This window comes from Roseateles sp. So40a (genome assembly GCF_048081605.1).
In the GTDB taxonomy this organism is placed as follows: Bacteria; Pseudomonadota; Gammaproteobacteria; order Burkholderiales; family Burkholderiaceae_C; genus Roseateles.
Window position 1 is genome coordinate 806,987 of sequence record NZ_CP182288.1, and the last position, 20,053, is coordinate 827,039.

At 68.9% G+C, this 20,053-nt stretch carries 17 protein-coding genes; 10 read left to right on the forward strand and 7 right to left on the reverse strand.

From position 1 onward, the window contains the following. Positions 1-6: 6 nt before the first annotated feature. On the reverse strand, positions 7-849 hold the full coding sequence (locus ACNI65_RS03740) for an AAA family ATPase (RefSeq protein WP_416761268.1): 843 nt from the start codon (positions 847-849) through the stop codon (positions 7-9). 87 nt (positions 850-936) lie between these two features. Between ACNI65_RS03740 and ACNI65_RS03745 the strand changes: the two genes are divergently transcribed. The 6 genes from ACNI65_RS03745 (at position 937) to ACNI65_RS03770 (ending at position 7,402) form a co-directional block, all read left to right on the forward strand. Then, on the forward strand, positions 937-1,671 hold the full coding sequence (locus ACNI65_RS03745) for a c-type cytochrome (RefSeq protein ID WP_416761269.1): 735 nt from the start codon (positions 937-939) through the stop codon (positions 1,669-1,671). A 156-nt stretch (positions 1,672-1,827) separates the two neighbouring features. Continuing rightward, entirely contained in the window at positions 1,828-3,093 is a 1,266-nt protein-coding gene (locus ACNI65_RS03750) for an HD-GYP domain-containing protein (protein WP_416761270.1), read from the forward strand. 188 nt (positions 3,094-3,281) lie between these two features. Next, positions 3,282-4,244: an SDH family Clp fold serine proteinase gene (locus ACNI65_RS03755; protein ID WP_416761272.1), complete on the forward strand. Its 963-nt coding sequence runs from the start codon at positions 3,282-3,284 to the stop codon at positions 4,242-4,244. Between the two features lie 136 nt (positions 4,245-4,380). After that, the gene (locus ACNI65_RS03760) at positions 4,381-5,979 is read left to right on the forward strand and encodes an ABC transporter substrate-binding protein (RefSeq protein WP_416761273.1); all 1,599 of its coding nucleotides are present in this window, start codon (positions 4,381-4,383) and stop codon (positions 5,977-5,979) included. Further along, a complete protein-coding gene (locus ACNI65_RS03765) occupies positions 5,976-6,839 on the forward strand; it encodes an urease accessory protein UreD (protein ID WP_416761275.1) in 864 nt (287 codons plus the stop codon). Before ACNI65_RS03760 ends, ACNI65_RS03765 begins: the two co-directional genes overlap by 4 nt. Before the next feature lie 158 nt (positions 6,840-6,997). Further along, positions 6,998-7,402, forward strand: coding sequence for a GFA family protein (locus tag ACNI65_RS03770; protein WP_416761277.1), 405 nt, complete (start codon positions 6,998-7,000; stop codon positions 7,400-7,402). Between the two features lie 269 nt (positions 7,403-7,671). Here ACNI65_RS03770 and mdoH read toward each other — a convergent pair whose 3' ends face one another. The 5 genes from mdoH to ACNI65_RS03795 all read right to left on the reverse strand — a co-directional run bounded on the left by mdoH (position 7,672) and on the right by ACNI65_RS03795 (position 14,968). Continuing rightward, positions 7,672-9,852, reverse strand: a complete 2,181-nt coding sequence (mdoH, locus tag ACNI65_RS03775) for a glucans biosynthesis glucosyltransferase MdoH (protein ID WP_416761278.1) — start codon at positions 9,850-9,852, stop codon at positions 7,672-7,674. A gap of 11 nt (positions 9,853-9,863) precedes the next feature. Continuing rightward, positions 9,864-11,372, reverse strand: coding sequence for a glucan biosynthesis protein (locus ACNI65_RS03780; protein ID WP_416761279.1), 1,509 nt, complete (start codon positions 11,370-11,372; stop codon positions 9,864-9,866). 244 nt (positions 11,373-11,616) lie between these two features. Beyond that, positions 11,617-12,978 carry a sigma 54-interacting transcriptional regulator gene (locus ACNI65_RS03785; protein WP_416761281.1) on the reverse strand — a complete coding sequence of 454 codons (1,362 nt, stop codon included), beginning with the start codon at positions 12,976-12,978 and terminating at the stop codon, positions 11,617-11,619. Further along, positions 12,975-13,562 (reverse strand): hypothetical protein, encoded by a 588-nt coding sequence (locus ACNI65_RS03790; protein WP_416761283.1) that lies wholly within the window; start codon positions 13,560-13,562, stop codon positions 12,975-12,977. The genes ACNI65_RS03785 and ACNI65_RS03790 overlap by 4 nt, the downstream gene beginning before the upstream one ends. After that, entirely contained in the window at positions 13,520-14,968 is a 1,449-nt protein-coding gene (locus ACNI65_RS03795; protein WP_416761284.1) for a HAMP domain-containing sensor histidine kinase, read from the reverse strand. The genes ACNI65_RS03790 and ACNI65_RS03795 overlap by 43 nt, the downstream gene beginning before the upstream one ends. Positions 14,969-15,018: 50 nt before the next feature. On the opposite strand from ACNI65_RS03795, the gene ACNI65_RS03800 reads away from it, so the two are divergent. The 4 genes from ACNI65_RS03800 to ACNI65_RS03815 all read left to right on the forward strand — a co-directional run bounded on the left by ACNI65_RS03800 (position 15,019) and on the right by ACNI65_RS03815 (position 19,305). Continuing rightward, positions 15,019-15,909: a LysR substrate-binding domain-containing protein gene (locus ACNI65_RS03800; protein ID WP_416761285.1), complete on the forward strand. Its 891-nt coding sequence runs from the start codon at positions 15,019-15,021 to the stop codon at positions 15,907-15,909. A 135-nt stretch (positions 15,910-16,044) separates the two neighbouring features. Beyond that, positions 16,045-17,241, forward strand: a complete 1,197-nt coding sequence (locus ACNI65_RS03805) for a CaiB/BaiF CoA transferase family protein (protein ID WP_416761286.1) — start codon at positions 16,045-16,047, stop codon at positions 17,239-17,241. An 8-nt stretch (positions 17,242-17,249) separates the two neighbouring features. Then, positions 17,250-18,251, forward strand: coding sequence for a hydroxymethylglutaryl-CoA lyase (locus ACNI65_RS03810; protein WP_416761287.1), 1,002 nt, complete (start codon positions 17,250-17,252; stop codon positions 18,249-18,251). A 55-nt stretch (positions 18,252-18,306) separates the two neighbouring features. Further along, positions 18,307-19,305: a Bug family tripartite tricarboxylate transporter substrate binding protein gene (locus ACNI65_RS03815; RefSeq protein ID WP_416761288.1), complete on the forward strand. Its 999-nt coding sequence runs from the start codon at positions 18,307-18,309 to the stop codon at positions 19,303-19,305. 18 nt (positions 19,306-19,323) lie between these two features. Here ACNI65_RS03815 and urtE read toward each other — a convergent pair whose 3' ends face one another. Then, a complete protein-coding gene (gene urtE, locus ACNI65_RS03820; RefSeq protein WP_416763562.1) occupies positions 19,324-20,028 on the reverse strand; it encodes an urea ABC transporter ATP-binding subunit UrtE in 705 nt (234 codons plus the stop codon). Positions 20,029-20,053 lie beyond the last annotated feature (25 nt).

The following is a 20,053-nucleotide window of genomic DNA, read 5'->3' on the forward strand; positions in this document are numbered from 1 at the left end:
CGGCGGTCAGCGGTTGCGGCTCTGCATGTAGACGAGCTTCTCGAAGAGCGAGAGGTCCTGCTCGTTCTTCAGCAGCGCGCCCACCAGCGGCGGGATGGCGACCTTGTCGTCCTGCGTCTGCAGCGCCTCGGCGGGGATGTCCTCCGCGAGCAGCAGCTTGAGCCAGTCGATCAGCTCCGAGGTGGAGGGCTTCTTCTTCAGCCCGGGCAGCTTGCGCACGTCGTAGAAGGTCTTGAGCGCGGCGGCGAGCAGCTCCTTCTTGAGGCCGGGGAAGTGCACGTCGACGATGGCCTGCATCGTGTCGGCCTCGGGGAACTTGATGTAGTGGAAGAAGCAGCGGCGCAGGAAGGCGTCGGGCAGCTCCTTCTCGTTGTTGGACGTGATGAAGACCAGCGGGCGGTGCTTGGCGCGCACCCACTCGCGGGTCTCGTAGACGTAGAACTCCATGCGGTCGAGCTCGCGCAACAGGTCGTTGGGGAACTCGATGTCGGCCTTGTCGATCTCGTCGATCAGCAGCGCCACCGGCGTGTCCGACGCGAAGGCCTGCCAGAGCGTGCCCTGCACGATGTAGTTGCCGATGTCGCGCACCTTGTCGTCGCCGAGCTGGCTGTCGCGCAGGCGGGAGACGGCGTCGTACTCGTACAGACCCTGCTGCGCCTTGGTCGTGCTCTTGACGTGCCACTGCAGCAGCGGCAGTCCCAGCGACTTGGCGACCTCCTCGGCCAGCAGCGTCTTGCCGGTGCCGGGTTCGCCCTTGACCAGCAGCGGCCGCTTGAGCGTGATCGCGGCGTTCACCGCCAGCATCAGGTCGGGCGTGGCGACGTAGTCCTGGGAACCTTTGAATTTCATGAGGGGTTTCTCTAGCGCAGCGGTGAAAACCAGTATATAGGGCCCCCCCTATAATCGCGCCGCCCCAAATCCTCGAAGATCGGGACCATGAGAAGACAACTGCAGATCTCCCTCGCGTTGATGCTGGCCGGTAGTGCGTTTGTTGTATCCGCTCAGTCCAGCGCTCCTTCGTCGCCCGCGCCGGGACAAGCGCCCGCGACGACCACCCCCGCGGCGACCAGCGCCGCAACACCTGGCCCTCAGGGCGGGGTGCAGGCACCGGTGCAGGCCAAGGTGGCCATGTGCATCGGCTGCCACGGCATTCCGGGTTACCAGGCGACCTTCCCGGAAGTGCACAAGGTCCCGATGATCGCCGGCCAGAACGCCAAGTACATCGCCGCGGCGCTGACGGCCTACGCCAAGGGCGACCGCAAGCACCCGACGATGCGCGGCATCGCGCTGCCGCTGGGCGACAAGGACATCGCCGAGATCTCCGAGTACTACGCCGGCCTGGCCAAGGTCGACGCGGTCCCGGCCACGGTCGAGGCCCCGGCCGACGTGAAGAAGCTGTTGGACAAGGGCGCGTGCGCGAGCTGTCACGGCGCCAACTTCAGCAAGCCGATCGACGGCACCTATCCCAAGATCGCCGGCCAGCACGCCGACTACCTGTACGTGGCGCTGAAGTCCTATCAGGTGGAAGGCAAGCCGTACCACGGACGCACCAATGCGGTGATGGCGGGCCAGGTCAAGCAGTTCACGCATGCGGAACTGAAGACTTTGTCGCAATACTTGGCAAGCTTGCCGTCCGAACTCCGTACAGTCCCGCAATCGCGGTTCCGGTGATTCGTGGCAGGCTGTGAACTCGAGCCCGGGTTCCAGCGATCGGCGGTGTTGGCACCGCGACAAACCGCCCCCGGGGGCGGTTTTTTCATGTTTGTCTGACTGTGCGTGCGCCAAGGAGGGCGCCATACTGTGTTGTCCTGGACGAAAACGCCAGTCATGCTGAAGAAGATCCCCACGTCGGACGTGAAGCTGGGCATGTACCTGCAAGGAATGGAAGGGTCGTGGCTGTCCCATCCGTTCTGGAAGACCAAGTTCGTCCTCACGGATCCTGAGGATCTGAAGGCGCTCAAGGCCAGCGGGGTGCCCTTTTGCTGGATCGACTCCTCCAAGGGGTTGGACGTGGACGCGCCCGAGGCGCCCAAGGCCGTGCTGGCCAGTCCGTCCGCGGCACCTGCACCTGCACCGGCCGTGCCTGACCCGCCCGCGGCTCCGACGGTGATCGAGTCCGCGCCGCGGATCGACACCAGCACCGCGCCCGCGTCGATGGGCGAGGAACTGGAGCGCGCCACGCAGGTGGTGCAGCGCTCCAAGCGCGCGGTGATGAACCTGTTCGGCGAGGCGCGCCTGGGCAAGGCGATCGACGCGGAGCAATGCCTGCCCCTGGTGGAGGAGGTCGCGAGCTCGGTGGCGCGCAATCCGTCGGCGCTGATCAGCCTGGCGCGGCTGAAGACCAAGGACGATTACACGTATATGCACTCGGTGGCGGTGTGCGCGCTGATGGTGTCGCTGGCTCGGCAGATGGGCCTGGACGAGGCGCAGACGCGCGAGGCGGGCCTGGCCGGTCTGCTGCACGACATCGGCAAGATGGCGATGCCGCTGAACGTGCTGAACAAGCCCGGCGCGCTGACCGACGACGAGTTCGCGATCATGCGCGATCACCCGACGCGCGGTTTCGAGATGCTGAAGGAAGGCACGTCGGTGCCGCCGGCGGCGCTGGACGTGGCCTTGCGGCATCACGAGAAGATGGATGGCACCGGGTATCCGGGCAAGCTGGCGGGCGAGCAGATCAGCCTGCTGTCGCGCATGGGCGCGGTGTGCGACGTGTACGACGCGATCACGTCGAACCGGCCCTACAAGAACGCGTGGGATCCGGCGTCGTCGCTGGCGCGGATGGCGCAGTGGACGGGGCATTTCGATCCGCGGGTGTTCCAGGCCTTCGTGAAGTGCGTGGGCATCTATCCGGTGGGCACGCTGGTGAAGCTGCAATCGGGCAAGCTGGCGGTGGTGCTGGAGCAGAACGTGACAGCGCTGACGGCGCCGCGGGTGCGGGTGTTCTATTCGACGAAGTCGCAGATGCCGATCCCGACGCAGGTGCTGGATCTGTCGAGCGCGGGGGCGTCGGACCGGATCATCGGCCGCGAGGACCCGGCGACCTGGGGCTTCCAGCGGCTGGACGAGCTCTGGCAGGCGCCGGCGAAGTGAGGTCCGCGCATCGCCTCGGGAGAGGCGATGCGGCGCTTGCCCACTCGTTCCAGTAGGAGGCGCCGACTCGCTTGAGTATTCGCGCCCCAGGTTCGAGGCGCATCTCTGCTGGTTGAGGCCATGGCGTGCTCGAACGGGTCACCCGAAGATGCGGACCTCGCGCCGAAGTCAGGCGCTGGAGGTCAGCGATGGCAGTTCTGTTGAAGGAGGCGGCGCCCGCCGCCGACGCGGCGAATGATGGTCCTGGGCCAGCCGCGGAGGACCTGGTTCCTCCGTTTGATGTGGTCACGTACGCGGGACCGATCACGGTGGAGGGTTACGAGCGCTTGAGCGCGTTGCTTGAGGCGCGGCAGAAGAGCAGGCAAGTGATGGTTGTCCTGGACACGCCGGGCGGAGATCCTCACGCGGCTTTTCGTATCGCGCGGGCCCTCGGTGCGCATTACGAGCGTGTCGAAGCCTTGGTCCCTCGCTACTGCAAGAGCGCGGGGACCCTGGTCATCCTTGGGGCCTCCGTGCTTCACATGGATGACCTCGGCGAGCTCGGCCCTTTGGACATGCAGGTTCCGCGTGCGAATGAATCCACGGGACAAGGTTCGGCGCTGGAATTCAGTGAGACCCTGGGCGCACTCTGGCCCCAGCAACTTCAGCGGCTGGCCGAGTCGATCGAAGCTTTGAAGGCACAGGGGCTGTCGCTGGAGAGGGCCGCACTCGCCGCTGCCCACTTTGTCGGCGGCATCTATCAGCCGATTTCGGAGCAGGTCGATCCGGTGAATCTCGTTGCGATGTCGCGAGCGATGAGCGTGGCCAGTGCATACGGCGAGCGTCTTGCGCTCAAAGGGCAGAACATCACCCCGACAGGTGTCTGGCAACTCGTTTACAGCTACCCGTCTCATTCCTTCGTGATCGATCGGAAAGAGGCGCAACGGCTGTTCTTTGATGTTCGCGCGCCCAAAGGGACCGTCGAGCAGATCGCGCGGTGGTGTCGCATTCAGACCGCTCGATGGGCAGCGTTGGAATCGCCGTCCATTGAAATTCATTCCTTTCCATTTCTGACACTGGAGGTGTCGCATGCAGAAGAAGATTCCCCTTCACTTGGTGTTGATGGAAGCCCGTCGCAGGACGCTCATGAACGCGCGGGCCTACTACGCTGATCTGTTCGACCTCGAGCGCAAACCAAGTCGAGAAGCCTCGTCCGACCGCCAACTGGGGTCCGGAAAGACCCCGACCTCCCGCTGAGCGCGGGCTGCCTACACTCCCCCGACATCAGATGGACGTCGGGAGAGCGGGATGGCCCACAAGCTCATGCGGCTGGCGCTGTGCGTCGGCGTGATCGGGGGAATCATCGGCGGATCCTCGCCAGCCCTGGCGCAGACCCTGCGCTGGGCCAGCCAGGGCGACGCGCAGACGAAGGACCCGCATTCCCAGAACGAGAGCCTCACCAACGGCATGAACTCGCAGGTCTACGAGCGCCTCACCGCTCGCGACAAGCAGCTCAACATCGTGCCGGGTCTTGCCTCCGAATGGACCCAGGTGAGCCCCCTGGTCTGGCGCTTCAAGCTCCGCCCCAACGTCAAGTTCCACGACGGCTCTCCATTCACCGCCGATGACGTGGTCTTCTCGCTGCAACGCGCCAAGGCGCCGACCTCGCAGGTGGCCGTCTACGCCAACGCCGTGGGCACCGCGCGCAAGATCGACGAACTCACCGTCGAGATCACCCAGCCCCGCTTCAACCCCATCTTCCTGCAGCACCTGGATCTGCTCTTCATCATGAGCAAGTCCTGGAGCGAGCAGCACAAGGTCACGCGCCCGCTCAGCTTCAAGGACAACGAGGAAAGCTTCGCCAGCTTCAACACCAACGGCACCGGCCCCTTCATGCTGGTCCGTCGCCAACCCGGCATCCGCACCGTCTACAAGCGCAATCCGAATTGGTGGGGCCGCTTCGAGGGCAACGTGCAGGAAGTGCAGTTCACCCCGATCTCCAACGACGCGACACGGCTCGCGGCGCTGGTGTCGGGCGAGATCGACCTGCTGCTCGACCCGGCGCCGCGCGATGTGCCGCGGCTGCGCGCCACGCCCGGCGTCCAGGTGATCGAGGGCCTGGAGAACCGCATCATCTTCGTCGGCATGGACCAGGCCCGCGACACGCTCGTCTATGGCCGCGCGCCCAACGGCAAGAACCCGTTCCAGGACCTGCGCGTGCGCCGCGCGATGTATCAAGCCATCGACATCGACGCGATCCACAAGCGGCTCATGAACGGGCTGTCGCAGCCCACGGGCGGGCTCACCCCGTCGCCGCTGGGCGCGTTCAATGATGCGTCGCTGGAAACCCGGCTGCCCTTCGACATCGCCGCCGCGCGCAAGCTGATGGCCGAGGCCGGTTATGGCGATGGCTTCGAGGTGACGCTCGACTGTTCCAACAACCGCTATGTCAACGACGAGGCCATCTGCCTGGCGCTGGCGTCGATGTGGGCGCAGCTCAAGGTCAAGGTGAAGGTCAACGCGATGCCGCGGGTGCTGTACTTTCCCAAGCTCGAGCGCTACGAGACCAGCCTTTACCTGATGGGCTGGGGCGGCGCGATCACCGATGCGGAGACCATCCTCACACCGGTCTACCGCAGCGAGGACAAGCCCTCCGGCGCTGGCTACTACAACTACGGCCGATCCAGGGATGCCAAGTTCGATCAACTGGCGGCCGCGTCTTCGATGGAATCGGACCCGGCCAAGCGCGAGCAGCTGGTCAAGTCCGCGCTGCAGGAGTACCGCGATCAGATCCACGTGTTGCCGCTGCATCGTCAGGCCGCCCCCTGGGCGACGCGCCAGGGTGTCAAGGTCGTGCATCGGGCCGACAATTGGCTCGATTACGCCTGGACCACCGTGCCGAAATGACGATTGAATCGCTGTCCCCGATCGACAAGCAATGGCTGGCGCGGCTGCGCGCCGATTACCGCGTCGATCGCGGCCGGTGCGTCGTCAGCCACGAGCACGAAGGCCCCTTGCGCCTGCTCAAGAGCCTGTATCCGGAAGGCGATGCGATCTGCCACAGCGTGCTGGTGCATCCGCCCAGCGGGCTGGTGGGCGGGGACACGCTGGACATCGCGGTGTCGGTGGGCGAGGGCGCGCATGCGCTGGTGACGACGCCGGGGGCGACGCGCTTCTATCGCAGTCCGACCGGAACCTGGGCGACACAGCGCGTGCACGCGATGCTGGGCGATGGCGCGAGGCTGGAATGGCTGCCGCTGGAGGCGATCGCCTATCCGGGCTGCGTGGCGCTCAACGAGGCGAGCTTCAGCCTGGCGCCGACCGCGGAGCTGCTCGCGTGGGACGTCACCGCGCTCGGCTTGCCGGGAGCGGGGCAGCCCTTCACGACGGGGCGTTTCCAGCAGCACCTGGAGATTCCCGGCGTCTGGTTGGAGCGCGGCCTGCTGGACGCGGCCGATGCGACGCTGATGGAGGGCGAGCTCGGCCTGGCCGGGCACCGCTGCCTGGGCACGCTGGTCTTCGCGGCCGGCACGGCAATCGAGCGGACGCGTCGGGAGCACGCGTTGGACGCGGTGCGGGCGCTGATCGAGGCGGATCCGCTGCGCCTGAGCGCGGGAGCGACCGCGGCGCAGGACGGCGTGCTCGTGGTCCGCGTGGTGGGGCCGGTCGTGGAGCCGGTCTCGATGCTGTTGCGCCGCTGCTGGGCGGCCTGGCGGCAGGCCCTATGGGGCCTGGACGGTCAACCGCCGCGGCTCTGGTCGATGTAGCGGGGCGCTTTCAGAGCAATCGGTCTGCCTGCGCGCATCCCTCACAGAGGGGACGCGGATTCATGTCGGTGTGGCAACGATGTCTCAGCCTTGTAGCCAGGGCGGGGAAGGCGGGCTTAGCATGGCCGCTCCACACCGGTCTCCAGGGAGGTGATCGAATGGCTTCACGTACCGCCTCGTGCAGTTGCGGCCAATTGAAGATCGTGGTGCAGGGAGAGCCCTTGGGAACGGGCCTCTGCCATTGCCTGGCGTGTCAGCGCCGCACGGGCAGTGTGTTCGCGGCGCTCGCCGCATTCGCCGAGCCTTACGAGGTGATCGGCGTCGCCACGGAGTTTGTGAGAGCTGGCGATGAGGGCGCCCTGTTCCGATTCCACTTCTGTCCCTGCTGCGGCACCAGCGTCTTCCACACGGAAGAAGGCGTCGAGGGCTCGGTGGGGGTGGCGGTCGGCGCCTTCGCGGATCCGGATTTCCCGCCGCCGCAGGACTCGGTCTACACCTGTCGCATGCACCCGTGGGTGTCGCTGCCTCAGAACGTCAGAGCCTACGAGCGCGATCCGATGTAACTGAGCTGTCCACAGAAGGGCGGAGAAGCCGGGGATCCATCAGCCCCTCGCCCGCGAAGCGGGAGAGGGGTGGGGGTGAGGGCTCTGCGCAGGGCACTGGGCGGTCTGGGAAATCAAGCTGAGGACTTCCGCGAGCCCTCACCCCCACCCCTCTCCCGCTTCGCGGGCGAGGGGGGCAGTCCGGAACCGCCACCGAACCCGGGACACGCTTCATCGCCATGACTCGATGAAACGGATCCCGGGTCGGCAGGGTGTTCCTGCACGTTGCCTCAGGCTGCCAGGCGCAGGTCCGGGCGGACCTCGGTGAAGGTCGTGGGACGCAGCGGCTGCGTCAGCTGGAGCAGATGCCCCGGCTCGCTCAGGAAGCGCATGCGCTCGGCGTTGGACATCGCTTCCAACGCGCCCGGTTGCGCGGTCAGCGTGTCGATCTGGCGACCGCGGACTCGTGCGCGCACGCCGTGGCCCAGCTCGCGTCGCCCCATGGCCTCGGCGGCGAGCGCCGTCAGGCGGCGGCTCGCGATCAGGTCGGAGAAGCCCGGGAGATGGCGTTCCTGGCGGCTGTACGCCCAGGCGTTGCTCAGCACGGTCGGCGTGCGGCTTTCCTCGGGGATGACCAGGAGCCCCGCGGCGCGCAGGCGCTCGCCCAGTCGCGAGCGGCTGGACAGCACGGTGATTGGCGCGGCCAGCAGCAGCGGCAGCGCGATCGGCGCGACCCAGATCAGCGTGGACGGGCTCGTCACCCCGATGGCCACGGCGATCGCGGCGGTCACCGCGCTGATGCGGCCGTAGGCGGCGAAGGCCTCGCGCCAGGACACATCCTCGGCGGCCCGCGGCGGGGACTTCCATTCCAGCGAGATCCCCGTCAGCGCGACCACGCAGAAGATCGAATGCGCCACCATGCGCAGCGGCGCCTGCAGCAGCGACATGCCGGCTTCCACCGCGCACGACGCCAGCAGCTTCAGCGAGCCGCCGTATTGCGACTGCTCGCCGCGCAGGATCAGCGCGGCCACCGACAGCAGACGCGGCAGCACCAGCATGCCGATCGTGCCCAGCCACAGCGCGGCCACGCCCGGCGCCAGCGCGCCGTCTTCGGTGAAGGGCTGGAAGGCGTCACTGCCGCCGACGTTCCAGAGCAGCACGCCCAGGCCCACGTAGAGCAGCCACAGCGGCGCGGCCAGGTAGGACAGCGCGCCCGTCACCAGCATCGCGCGGTGAACGCCGTGCAGGCCGGGTTCGGCAATCAGGCCGGCGTTCTGGATGTTGCCCTGGCACCAGCGGCGATCACGTTGGAGCTCCGCCAGCAGGTGCGGCGGCTGTTGCTCGTACGAGCCCGGCAGGTCCGCCACCAGCCACACCTGGTAGCCGGCGCGGCGCATCAGCGCGGCCTCGACGAAGTCGTGGGACATGATCTCCTTGCCCCGCAGCGGCGCCAGCGCGCAATGCTTCATGAAAGGCTCGACGCGGATGATCGCGTTGTGGCCCCAGTAATGCGCCTCGCCGAGCTGCCAGAACTGCATGCCGGCCGCGAACAGGCGACCCGTCACGCGGCTCGCGAACTGCTGGGCGCGGGCGTGCGGCGTGTCGTGGCCGCAGACCTGGTTGGCCGCCTGCAGGATGCCGGCCCGCGGATGCTTCTCCATCAGGCGCACCAGGCCCAGCAGGCAATCGCCGCTCATGACGCTGTCGGCATCGAGCACGACCATGTAGCGGTAGTTGCGGCCCCAGCGGCGGCAGAAGTCGGCCACGTTGCCGGCCTTCTTCTTCACGCGGCGCTGGCGCCAGCGGTAATGGATGCGGCCGCGACCGGCGAACTGCGCGCGCAGCTCCGCCCAGGCGGCCAGCTCCTGCGTGCGGCACTCCGGGTCGGAGCTGTCGGACAGGATGTAGACGTCGAACAGACGCAGCGCGCCCGCCGCGGCCAGTGATTCGCAGCTGGCGCGCAGGCCGGCGAAGACGCTCGTCACGTCCTCGTTGCAGATGGGCATGACCAGCGCGGTCCGCGCGTCCGCGCCCAGCGCGTCGTTACCGGCGTCCTTGATGCTGATGGCGTGCCTGTCGCCGCGCAGCATGACCCAGAAGCCCATCACCGCGGTGACGCAACCTGCGCTGACCCAGGCGAACAGCAGCGCGAACAGCCCCAGGTGCACGCATTGCAGCGCGAAGGCCCACGGATCGCTGGCCCAGCCGTTGTGCGTTTCCCAGAGCACCGTGGTCGCCAGGCCGGTCGCGCCGGCGATGGACAGCTTGAGCGCGTTGCGGCGGCGCTTGGCGGCCAGCTCCCAGTCCTCGGGCGGCTGGGCGTCGGGCAAGGCCTCGACGGGCGGCGTGCGCTGGCCCCAGGCCCGCGGCACCATCGCGCCGCGCTTGATGGCGGGCGCGCTGGGACCGACGGGGCCCGGTGCGGCCACCGCGGCCGGCAGGGCGCCAGGGGCGCGGAAGGATTCGGTCATGTCGTGCTCCTTCACTGGGGAGGAAGAATCAGGCTCCAGGTCTCGGTCAGGACCTGTTGCTTGGTCTGCAGGAAGCCGCGCAGCTCGGTCGATTGACCGGGGCGCAACTGCTTGACGCGGACGGCCATGCGCCAGCCGCCGGTCACCGGGTTCGGATACGCGTTGACCTCGGTCACCTCGCCGTTGGCGTTGGTGCTGGCGATGGCCTTGACCTCGGCCCCGGCCGGCAGCGCGGCGAGCGACGGGCCTTCGAAGTCGACGATGAACTGCTGCTCGTTCTTGTCGAGCTTGGCGTAGCTGTAGCCGGTGCGGCTCTGCACGGCCCAGGCGCCGGGCGGGCGCTGCTGCTGCTCGCCCTGCAGGCGCAGGCGGTACGAGTAGTCCAGCGGCTGGCCCGGCGCGGGCTGCTTGGCCGGCACCCAGTACGCGACGATGTTGTCGTGGGTCTCGTCGGGCGTGTGCAGCGACATCAGCTCCACGCGGCCCGGGCCCCAGTCGCTCGTGGGTTCGACCCAGGCGGAGGGCCGCATCTCATAACGCGCCTCGGTGTCCTCGTAGCTGGAGAACTTGCGATCGCGCTGCATCAGGCCGAAGCCCTTCACGCCGGGCAGCGCGAACGAGGTGGTCAGCGTGCCGTCCGGGTTGATCAGCGGGCGCCAGATCCACTCGCCGCTCGCGCTGGCGACCATCAGGCCGTCGCTGTCATGGACCTCGGGACGGAAGTCGCCCTTCTGCGGCTGGTTCTCGCCGAAGAGGTACATCGAGGTCAGCGGCGCCAGCGCCAGCGTGGCGACGGGCTTGCGCAGGAAGAGCCGGGCGCGGGTCTCGACGACCGTTTCCGCGCCGGGCTTGATGACGAAGGTGTAGGCGCCGCTCACGCTGGGCGAGTCCATCAGCGCATGCACCGTCAGCGACTTGGCGTCGGCGGTGGGGCGCTCGATCCAGAACTCGCTGAAGCGGGGGAATTCCTCGCCCTTGCCGCCGACGGTGTCGATGGCCAGGCCGCGGGCCGAGAGCCCGTAATGCTGATTGGCGCCGAGCACGCGGAAGTAGCTCGCGCCGAGGAAGACGGCCAGCTCGTCCTTGTACTTGTCGTTGTTCAGGTGGTAATGCGCGCGGAAGCCCGCGTAGCCGACGTCGCCCCACTTGGCCGGCGCGAGCTGGCTGTTCTTGCCGTAGTCGAAGTTCTCGCGCTTGAACGGGACCGGCCGGTCCTCGCCGCCCACGATCTCGTGGATGCGCACCGCCTGGGTCTGGTAATGGCCCAGGTGGAAGAACATCAGCTCGAAGGGCAGCTTCTCCTGGCGCCACAGCGCGCGATCCGGCTTGAAGCGGATGTCGCGCATCTGGTCGTAGTTGAGCTTCTTGAGCTCGGCCGGCAGGTTGTCCGGCGGCGCGACATAGGGCTTGGCCGCGAGGGCCTTGGCGCGCTCGGCGACCTCGTCAAAGCCGAAGGCGTGGGCCGCCGAGCCCGCTGCCAGCAGCGCGGCGCCGAGGGCCAGTCCGAGGAACGTCCCCATCCACCGACGCTGGTCGGCCTGGAGGCGGGCACTGGCCGCCTGGATGAGGACCCGAGAGGAAGGGGTGTGAATATTTCTCATGTGGCTGACCTGTTGCAAGGCCTGTGCCACATGGGAAATGTCTTTTAAATCAAAGACTTGCGTCGTTGGTGCGCTGCCGCACACCGGATTTTCTGTCGCCGGGTGGCGACGCGTTCCCCACCCGGTTTGTTAAGTCGTTGATTCACAACGACTTTTCCTGTCGCTAATCGGCGACAGGCCCTTCGGCTCGGAACATCGAGGGCTCGAGTCCGTTGCGCTGCAGCAAGCGGTAGAACTCCGTGCGATTGCGGTCGGCAAGCCGTGCGGCATCGGCGACGTTGCCGTCGGTGAGCTTGAGCAGCCCCACCAGGTACTCGCGCTCGAAGCGCTGTCGCGCCTCGGCGTAAGGAAGTACTTCGATGCTGGGCGAGCGCAGCGCCCGCTGCACCAGCGAGAGCGGAATCAGCGGCGAGGTGGCCAGCGCGCTGACCTGCTCGACGACGTTGTGGAGCTGGCGCACGTTGCCCGGCCAGGCCGCCATCGTCAGCGCCTTGAGCGCATCGGGGGCGAAGCCGTTCAGGCGCTTGTCGTACTTGGTCGCGAGCTTCTGCAGGAAGTGCTGGGCCAGCAGCGGGATGTCCTCGCGGCGGACGTCGAGGCTGGGCAGCGTGAGGCTCACGACATTGAGCCGGTAGTAGAGGTCCTCGCGGAACTGGCCCTCGGCCAGCGCGGCCTCGAGGTCGCGGTGGGTCGCCGAGAGGATGCGCACGTCGATCGGGACCGAGGCGCTGGCGCCGACGGGCCGCACCTGGTGTTCCTGCAGCACGCGCAGCAGCTTGACCTGCAGCGGCATGGGCATGTCGCCGATCTCGTCGAGCAGCAGCGTGCCGCCGTCGGCCGCCTGGAACAGGCCCCGGTGGTTGGCCAGCGCGCCGGTGAAGGCGCCCTTGACGTGGCCGAAGAGCTCGGACTCCAGCAGCGGCTCTGGGATCGCGCCGCAGTTCACCGCGACGAAGGGCCGTTGGGCGCGCGGGCTGGCGGCGTGGATCGCGCGGGCGAGCAGCTCCTTGCCCGAGCCGCTCTCGCCGCGGATCAGCACCGGCGCCTGCGAGGCCGCGACGAGTCGCGCCTCGGCCAGCACCTCGGCCATCACGTTGGAGCGGCTGACGATGGACTCGCGCCAGGCCTGGTCGGCGCTGTCGTCGCGGTGCACGGCCGTCAGGGTCAGGGCTTGCGCGATGGTGTCGAGCAGCGCGCGGCCGTCGAAGGGCTTGGTCAGGTAGGTGTAGACGCCCTGCGCGGTCGCGGCGACGGCGTCGGGGATGGTGCCGTGCGCGGTCAGCAGGATGACGGGGAGGGCGGGGTGACGCTCGCGGATCACGTTGAACAGCGCCAGGCCGTCCATGCCGGGCAGCTGCACGTCGCTGAGCACCAGCGCGGGCCGCTGCACGTCGAGCTGCGCCAGCGCCGCCTCGGCGCTGGCCACCGCGGTGACCTCGTAACCGGCGGCCTCGAGCCGCATCGACAGGAGCTTGAGCAGGTCGGCGTCGTCGTCGACGATCAGGAGTCGCGCGCCGCTGCTCATGGCTTGTCCAGCGACGAGCGCGGGCCGCCCAGGCTGCGTTCGATCGCCTTGAGCGCCTCGAGCTTGCGGTTGGCCTCGTCCAGGCGGCGCTGCAGGTCGTTGCGGCCGGTGGTGGCCTTGTCGAGCTGGTCCTCGAGCCGGCGCTGCTCCGCGACGCGGTCCACGAGGAACTGCGCGATCGGCCGCCATTCGTTGGCCTCGGGCCGCGCGTCGCGCAGCACCTGGTCGAGCAGCGTCTGCGCGCGGAAGGTCTCGCCGGTGTTGTGGCTGAACATGAGGGCCAGCGCGAGCTGCACCGCCGCGCCGGGCGCGAGCGCGGCGTCGTCGCGCGGCGCGACTTCCTGCGCGAGCTCCAGCGGGCTGAGCTGGCGCAGCCGGTCGTTGGCGTTGAGCACGATGCGCGCGGCGTTGTCGGTGGGCGCGACGACGGGCACCTGCACGGGCACTTCGACGCGCACTTCCTTGACGATGGTCCTGGGCGGCTGCTGCGCGCAGCCGGTGAGCAGGAGCGCGCCGAGGCCGCCGACAGCGGCCAGGGCCTTCAGGCGGCGTTGGACTTCAGGAACCGGGGCGAGTGGGCGCATGGCAGCGTGATTCTGAAATGGGCGCCCTGGTCGGCGGGCAGCAGGTCGATGTGGCCGCCGTGGGCGGCGATGTATTCGTTGACGATGGACAGCCCGATGCCGGTGCCCTTGAGGGCGTCATCGGGCTGGCGCTCGCCGCGGTAGAACGGTTCGAAGATGCGGGCCTGGTCCGCCGGCGCGACCCCCGGTCCGTCGTCGCGCAGGTCGATGGTGAGCTGGCCGCCCTGGCGCGCGAGGTCGATGTCGACGTGGCCGCCGGGCGGGGCGAAGCGTATCGCATTGGAGAGCAGGTTGCCGATGGCCGCGCCGATCTTGGCCGGGTCGATGTCCGCTTCCAGCGGTCCGCCGGACAGACGGATGTGCAATCCGCGTGCCTGCCATTGCAGCCGCTGGTGATCGATCGTGCCCTGGATCAGGGACATGAGCTCGGTGCGGCGGGGCTTGAGGTCGCGGGCCTCGAAGGCCGCGGCGTTGAAACGCAGCAGATCCTCGATCTGGCGCTGCAGCACGGCGGTGTTGTCGCGCAGGATGCGGGCCACTTCCTTCTGCTTGGCGTTGAGCGGACCGGCGACCTCGTCCTCCAGCAGCGCGGTGCCCTCGCGCAGCGCGGCCAGCGGCGTCTTGAGCTCATGCGAGACATGCCGCAGGAAACGCGCCTTGTCGGCATCGAGTTCCGCCAGCCGCAGCCGCAGCCAGTCCAGGCGCTGGCCGAGCACGCGCAAATCGGCGGGGCCGGGGATTTCGATGCGGTCGTCCAGGCGGTTCTCGCCCAGTCCCTTGATCGCGCGGGCCAGGCGGCGCAGCGGGCGGGTCAGGAAGATGCCGAAGATCACCGACAGCAGCGCCGCGACGGCGATCGCGCCGAGCACCTGCTGGCCCAGCAGCACGCGGCCGTTCTCGAGCTTGTCCTGGAGCACGCGGTTGCTGGTCTCGGCATGGCGGCGCACATCGTCGGCGAGCGCGCCGGTCAGTCCGCCGAGCTCGCGAAAGCGCGTCATGAGATCGGTCTCGCGCTTGCGGGCGTTGATCGCGCGCGGCGTGTCCATCAGCGCGCGGATCTCGTCGAGCTTGGCCTTCCATCCGCCGAGTGGCGTGCTGGTGAGGCCCTGGGCGCGCAGCAGCGCGAGCAGGCGCTCGGCGTCGTCGGCGTCCTCCTCGAAGCGTTGGCGCAGCGCGTGGTCCTCGAGCACGGCGTACTGGCGCGCGGCGCGTTCCATGCTGACGCCGCGGTCGCCGAGCTGCTGGACCTCGCTGCTCATGCGCGCGGCGCGCACGACGGCCTCGCGGCTCTGCATGGTCAGACGCTCCAGCGTCAGGAGGCCGCCCAGCGACGCGGCGGCGAGGAGGCCGGCGATCGACAGGAAGCCGATCAGCAGCATCTGGCGGAAGGAGACTCTATTCAGCATCGGGCGCGATGTTAGCGGGCCCCTGGATACGGATGGATACTGCGCCGGCCATGAACCTGCATCGTGTCGATCTCGTCTCGTTGTCGCTCTTCGCGCTGGTGGCCCGCACGGGCAGCATCAGCAAGGGGGCGGCGCTGGCCGCGCTCGCGGTCGGTGCGGCCAGCAAGCGCTTGAGCGATCTCGAGCATTCGCTGGGCACGACGCTGCTGGAGCGGCACTCGCGCGGCGTGACGCTGACCGAGGCGGGGCTGGCGCTGCAGCGTCACGCGCAGCGCATCCTCAGCGACGTGGATCAGATGACGGCGGACCTGTCCGATTACGCGTCGGGGCTGACCGGTGTGGTGCGGCTGTGGGCGAACACCTCGGCGGTGACGCAGTTCCTGCCGGCGCAGGTGTCGGCCTTCGGTCGCGACAACCCGCGCATCCGGATCGAGCTGGAGGAGGCGGACAGCCACGAGATCGTGGTGGCGGTGCTGGATGGGCGGGCGGACCTGGGCATCTTCGCGGACCGCACGCCGGCGCTGGGGCTGCATGTCCTGAACTACCGGCGGGACCGGCTGGTGCTGGTGGCGCCGGCGGGTCACCCGCTGACGCGGCGCAAGGCGGCGAGGTGGGAGCAGGCGGTGGAGTACGACTTCGTGACGCTGGCCAAGGCGACGTCGCTGCACAAGCGGCTGGAGATGGAGACCGAGAAGCTGGGCCGGCGCCTGAAGAACCGCATCCAGGTGCGCAGCTTCGACGCGATGTGCCGGATGGTGGCGGCGGGCATGGGGATCGCGGTGCTGCCGGACGTGGCGGTGGAGCCGCTGCTCAAGCCGTTGAACCTGCGCCGCATCGCGCTGGACGAGCCCTGGTCCGACCGCACGCTGCTCATCGGCGTGCGCGACCTCGATGCGCTGCCAAGGCATGTGCGGGTGTTCATTGATCATCTGTGCGCCTAGGGGGAGCGAACCGGGCTAACCCCACCCCGCTTTCGCGATCCGTGAAAGCAGTCGCCGCCACTCCGGCATTCCCGCCGGGGCCGGACCTTCCCAGAATCCGCTCCCAATACCCAGACGTATCAGGAGACACGGACCATGGACGGTTTGCAGGCGCTGCAAGGATTGCGCGTCGTCGAGATGGGCCAGCTCATCGCCGGACCCTTCGCCGGCAAGACGCTCGGCGACTTCGGCGCCGACGTCGTCAAGATCGAGGCCCCCGGGAGCGGCGACCCGCTGCGCAACTGGCGAATGATCCAGGACGGCACCTCCGTCTGGTGGCAGGTCCAGTCCCGCAACAAGCGCTCCATCGCGCTCGACCTCCGCCAGAAGGACGGCCAGGACATCGCCCGCGCGCTGATCGCCGAGGCCGACGTGCTCATCGAGAATTTCCGCCCCGGCACGCTCGAGGGCTGGGGCATGTCCTATGAGGAACTCGCCCGCGACAACCCCGGCCTCATCATGCTGCGCATCAGCGGCTACGGGCAGACCGGTCCCTACCGCGACCTGCCCGGCTTCGGCGTGATCGGCGAGGCCATGGGCGGCCTGCGCCATCTCACCGGCGAGGCCGGCCGCGTGCCGGTGCGCTGCGGCATCTCCATCGGCGACACGCTCGCCGCGCTCCACGGCACCATCGGCGTGCTCACCGCGCTCTACCACCGCAAGGTCAACGGCGGGCGCGGGCAGGTCATCGATGTCGCGCTGACCGAGGCCGTGCTCAACGTGATGGAAAGCCTGATCCCCGAGTACAGCGCCTTCGGCGCGGTGCGCGGCCCGGCGGGCTCCGCGCTGCCCGGCATCGCACCGTCCAACGCCTATCCGTGCGCGGACGGCGTCGTGCTGATCGCGGGCAACGGCGATTCGATCTTCAAGCGCCTGATGCAGGTCATCGGCCGGGACGACCTGGCCAACGACGAGGCCTTGGCCAACAACGCTGGCCGCGTGGCGCGTGTCGAGGAGATCGACGCCGCCATCGGCGCCTGGGCCGGGACCCGCACCGTCGACGAGGTGCTCGCGCCGCTGGCCGAGGCCAGCGTGCCCGCCGGCCGCGTCTACACGGCCAGGGACATCGTCGAGGACCCGCACTTCCGCGCCCGCGACATGATCCTGCGCCAGCAGACCCGCGATGGTCACGAGATCGACGTGCCCGGCATCGTGCCCAAGCTGATGGGCACGCCCGGCGCCGTGCGCCGCAGCGCGCCGCGACTGGGCGGCGACACCGACGAGGTGCTGCGCGAGATCGGCCTGAGCGCCGAGCAGATCGCCGCGCTGCGCGACCGCAAGATCGTTTCCTGAGGCCCGCGATGACTGCTCTGTCCCATTCCCCCTCCGACGTCTGGAGCGGCGCCGGCCGCCGCGTGTACATGCAGGACGTCGGCACCCGCGACGGTCTGCAGGCCGAGACCGTCTTCGTGCCGACCGCCGACAAGATCGCGCTCGTGAACGCGCTGTCCGAGGCCGGGCTGGCGAAGGTCGAGGTGACCGCCTTCGTGTCGCCCAAGGCGATCCCCGTGCTCGCCGACGCCTCCGAGGTGATGGCCGGCATCACACGCCGCGAGGGCGTGATCTACACGGTGCTCGTGCCCAACGTGCGCGGCGCGGAGCGCGCCATCGAGGCGCGCGCCGACGAACTCAACCTCGTCATGTCGGCCAGCGAGAGCCACAACCTGTCCAACCTGCGCATGACCCGCGCGCAGTCCTTCGCCGGCCTGGCCGAGGTCGCGGCGATGGCGCACGGCGCGGGCATCGCGGTCAACGTGTCGTTGTCATGTTCCTTCGGTTGCCCCATGGAGGGCGACGTGCCGACGGACACCGTGCTGGACTGGTGCGGGCGCTTCCTCGAGGACCTCGGCGCCCGCGGCGTCACCTTGTGCGACACCACCGGCATGGCCTATCCGACGCAGGTCGTCGCGCTGGTGCGCGCCTTCTGCGAGCGCTGGCCGGCGGCGGAGCTGACGCTGCACTTCCACAACACGCGCGGCATGGGCCTGGCCAACGTGATCGCCGCGATCGACGCCGGCGCGGACCGCTTCGACGCGTCGCTCGGCGGGATCGGCGGATGTCCCTACGCGCCGGGCGCCACCGGCAATGTCTGCACCGAGGAGATCGTCCACGCGCTGCAGTGCATGGGCCTGGACACCGGCGTCGATCTGGTGCGGCTCATCGACGCGGCCAGGCGGCTGCCGGCGCTGATCGGTCACCCGGTGCCGAGCCAGATCGTCAGCGCGGGGCGCCGCCTGGACCTGCACCCGCGACCGCGCGACTTCGATGCGATCCGAGAGCGCGCGCTGGCCCGCGACGCCTGAGTTTTCTGATTTCAACGACAAACGCCGCCACGAGCGGTCTTCCTGGAGACAAGCCATGAACCCGATCCGACGCCGCCTCACCGCGGTCGCCACCGCCGCTACCTGCGCCGGCACCGTTGCCGCGTTGCTCGCGCCGATGCACGGCGCCTGGGCGCAGTCGCCCTATCCGAACAAGCCGATCACGATGCTGGTGGGCGCCGCCCCGGGCGGCACGACCGACATCGCCGCGCGCATGCTGGCCGAGCCGCTGGGCAAGGCGCTCGGGCAGACGGTGGTGGTGGACAACCGCTCCGGAGCGAGCGGCGCGCTGGCCGCGGTCGCGACCAAGCGGGCCGAGCCCGATGGCTACACGATCCTGATGCAGTACTCGGGCTATCACGTGATCACGCCGCACATCCAGAAGGGCGCCTGGGAGCTCAAGGACCTCCGTCCGGTGGCCAACGTGCTGACCGCGCCGCAGCTGATCGTGGTGCGCGAGGGCGTGCCGGCGAAGACCACGGCCGAGCTGCTCGCCTATGCGAAGAAGAACCCCGGCAAGCTGTCCTTCGCGTCCTCGGGCAACGGCTCGCTGCAGCACGTCACCGGCGTGATGCTGGAGCAGCAGGCCGGCATCCAGATGATCCATGTGCCCTACAAGGGCACCGGTCCGGCGCTGCAGGACCTGCTGGGCGGTCAGGTCGACCTGACTTTCGGTACGCCGCCGCCGTTCATGCCCTTCATCGCGTCGGGCAAGCTGCGCGCGGTGGCGGTGACGGGCAAGGAGCGCCTGTCCTCGCTGCCCGACGTGCCGACGGCGGCGCAGGCCGGTCTGCCCAACCTGGACGCGGGCTCGTGGTTCGCGGTGTTCGCGCCGGCGAAGACGCCGCAGGCGGTCGTCGACAAGCTGACCAGCGAGATCCAGAAGATCATGGCCACGCCGGAGTTCCGGAAGAAGGCCGCGGAGCTCGGCGCCACCGCCGACTACATGAACCCGCAGCAGCTGCAGGCGCATTCGGATGCGGAGTTCCTGCGCTGGGGCAAGGTCATCTCCTCGGCGAAGATCCAGGCGGATTGAGCGGGCGCGGGGCCCGGCTCAGATCGCCACCAGCCCCCGCACCTCCGCCGTCTGCATGGCCGCGTTGTCGCCGCGCGCGATGACGCTGCCGCGCTCCAGCACGAGGAACTCGTCGGCGAGTTCCGCGGCGAAGTCGTAGTACTGCTCGCACAGCAGGATCGCGACGGGATGGCCGTCCAGACCCTCATCGGCCAGCCGCCGGATCACCCGGCCGATGTCCTTGATGATGCTCGGCTGGATACCCTCGGTCGGCTCGTCCAGGATCAGCAGCCGCGGCGACGCCGCCAGCGCGCGGGCGATCGCGAGCTGCTGCTGCTGACCGCCGGACAGATCGCCGCCGCGGCGCTTGAGCATCTGCTTGAGCACCGGGAACAGCGCGTACAGATGCTCCGGGATCGGCGTGCCGCCGGGTTTGCTCGCCAGGCCCATGCGCAGGTTGTCCTCGACGGTCAGCCGCGCGAAGATCTCGCGTCCCTGCGGCACGTAGCCGATGCCGGCGCGCGCGCGCTGATACGGCGTCGCGCGGCTGATGTCCTTGCCCGCGAGGCTGACGCTGCCGGCGCAGATCGGCACCAGGCCCATCAGGCTCTTGAGCAGGCTGGTCTTGCCCACGCCATTGCGCCCGAGCAGCACCGTGATGCGCCCTGGCGTGGCGCTCACCGACACGTCGCGCAGGATGTGCGATCCGCCGTAGTACTGGTGCAGGCCGACCGCCTCGAGCATCGGGGCGTTCGTCGTGCCGCGCTCG

Excerpts from the sequence above, each read along its gene's own strand:
- mdoH (WP_416761278.1), bottom strand. The coding sequence starts at position 9,852 with ATGACCGAATCCTTCCGCGCCCCTGGCGCCCTGCCGGCCGCGGTGGCC.
- ACNI65_RS03745 (WP_416761269.1), top strand. The coding sequence starts at position 937 with ATGAGAAGACAACTGCAGATCTCCCTCGCGTTGATGCTGGCCGGTAGT.
- ACNI65_RS03800 (WP_416761285.1), top strand. The coding sequence starts at position 15,019 with ATGAACCTGCATCGTGTCGATCTCGTCTCGTTGTCGCTCTTCGCGCTG.
- ACNI65_RS03765 (WP_416761275.1), top strand. The coding sequence starts at position 5,976 with ATGACGATTGAATCGCTGTCCCCGATCGACAAGCAATGGCTGGCGCGG.
- ACNI65_RS03760 (WP_416761273.1), top strand. The coding sequence starts at position 4,381 with ATGGCCCACAAGCTCATGCGGCTGGCGCTGTGCGTCGGCGTGATCGGG.
- urtE (WP_416763562.1), bottom strand. The coding sequence starts at position 20,028 with ATGCTCGAGGCGGTCGGCCTGCACCAGTACTACGGCGGATCGCACATC.
- ACNI65_RS03755 (WP_416761272.1), top strand. The coding sequence starts at position 3,282 with ATGGCAGTTCTGTTGAAGGAGGCGGCGCCCGCCGCCGACGCGGCGAAT.
- ACNI65_RS03770 (WP_416761277.1), top strand. The coding sequence starts at position 6,998 with ATGGCTTCACGTACCGCCTCGTGCAGTTGCGGCCAATTGAAGATCGTG.
- ACNI65_RS03785 (WP_416761281.1), bottom strand. The coding sequence starts at position 12,978 with ATGAGCAGCGGCGCGCGACTCCTGATCGTCGACGACGACGCCGACCTG.
- ACNI65_RS03810 (WP_416761287.1), top strand. The coding sequence starts at position 17,250 with ATGACTGCTCTGTCCCATTCCCCCTCCGACGTCTGGAGCGGCGCCGGC.
- ACNI65_RS03780 (WP_416761279.1), bottom strand. The coding sequence starts at position 11,372 with ATGGGGACGTTCCTCGGACTGGCCCTCGGCGCCGCGCTGCTGGCAGCG.
- ACNI65_RS03795 (WP_416761284.1), bottom strand. The coding sequence starts at position 14,968 with ATGCTGAATAGAGTCTCCTTCCGCCAGATGCTGCTGATCGGCTTCCTG.
- ACNI65_RS03740 (WP_416761268.1), bottom strand. The coding sequence starts at position 849 with ATGAAATTCAAAGGTTCCCAGGACTACGTCGCCACGCCCGACCTGATG.
- ACNI65_RS03815 (WP_416761288.1), top strand. The coding sequence starts at position 18,307 with ATGAACCCGATCCGACGCCGCCTCACCGCGGTCGCCACCGCCGCTACC.
- ACNI65_RS03750 (WP_416761270.1), top strand. The coding sequence starts at position 1,828 with ATGCTGAAGAAGATCCCCACGTCGGACGTGAAGCTGGGCATGTACCTG.
- ACNI65_RS03805 (WP_416761286.1), top strand. The coding sequence starts at position 16,045 with ATGGACGGTTTGCAGGCGCTGCAAGGATTGCGCGTCGTCGAGATGGGC.
- ACNI65_RS03790 (WP_416761283.1), bottom strand. The coding sequence starts at position 13,562 with ATGCGCCCACTCGCCCCGGTTCCTGAAGTCCAACGCCGCCTGAAGGCC.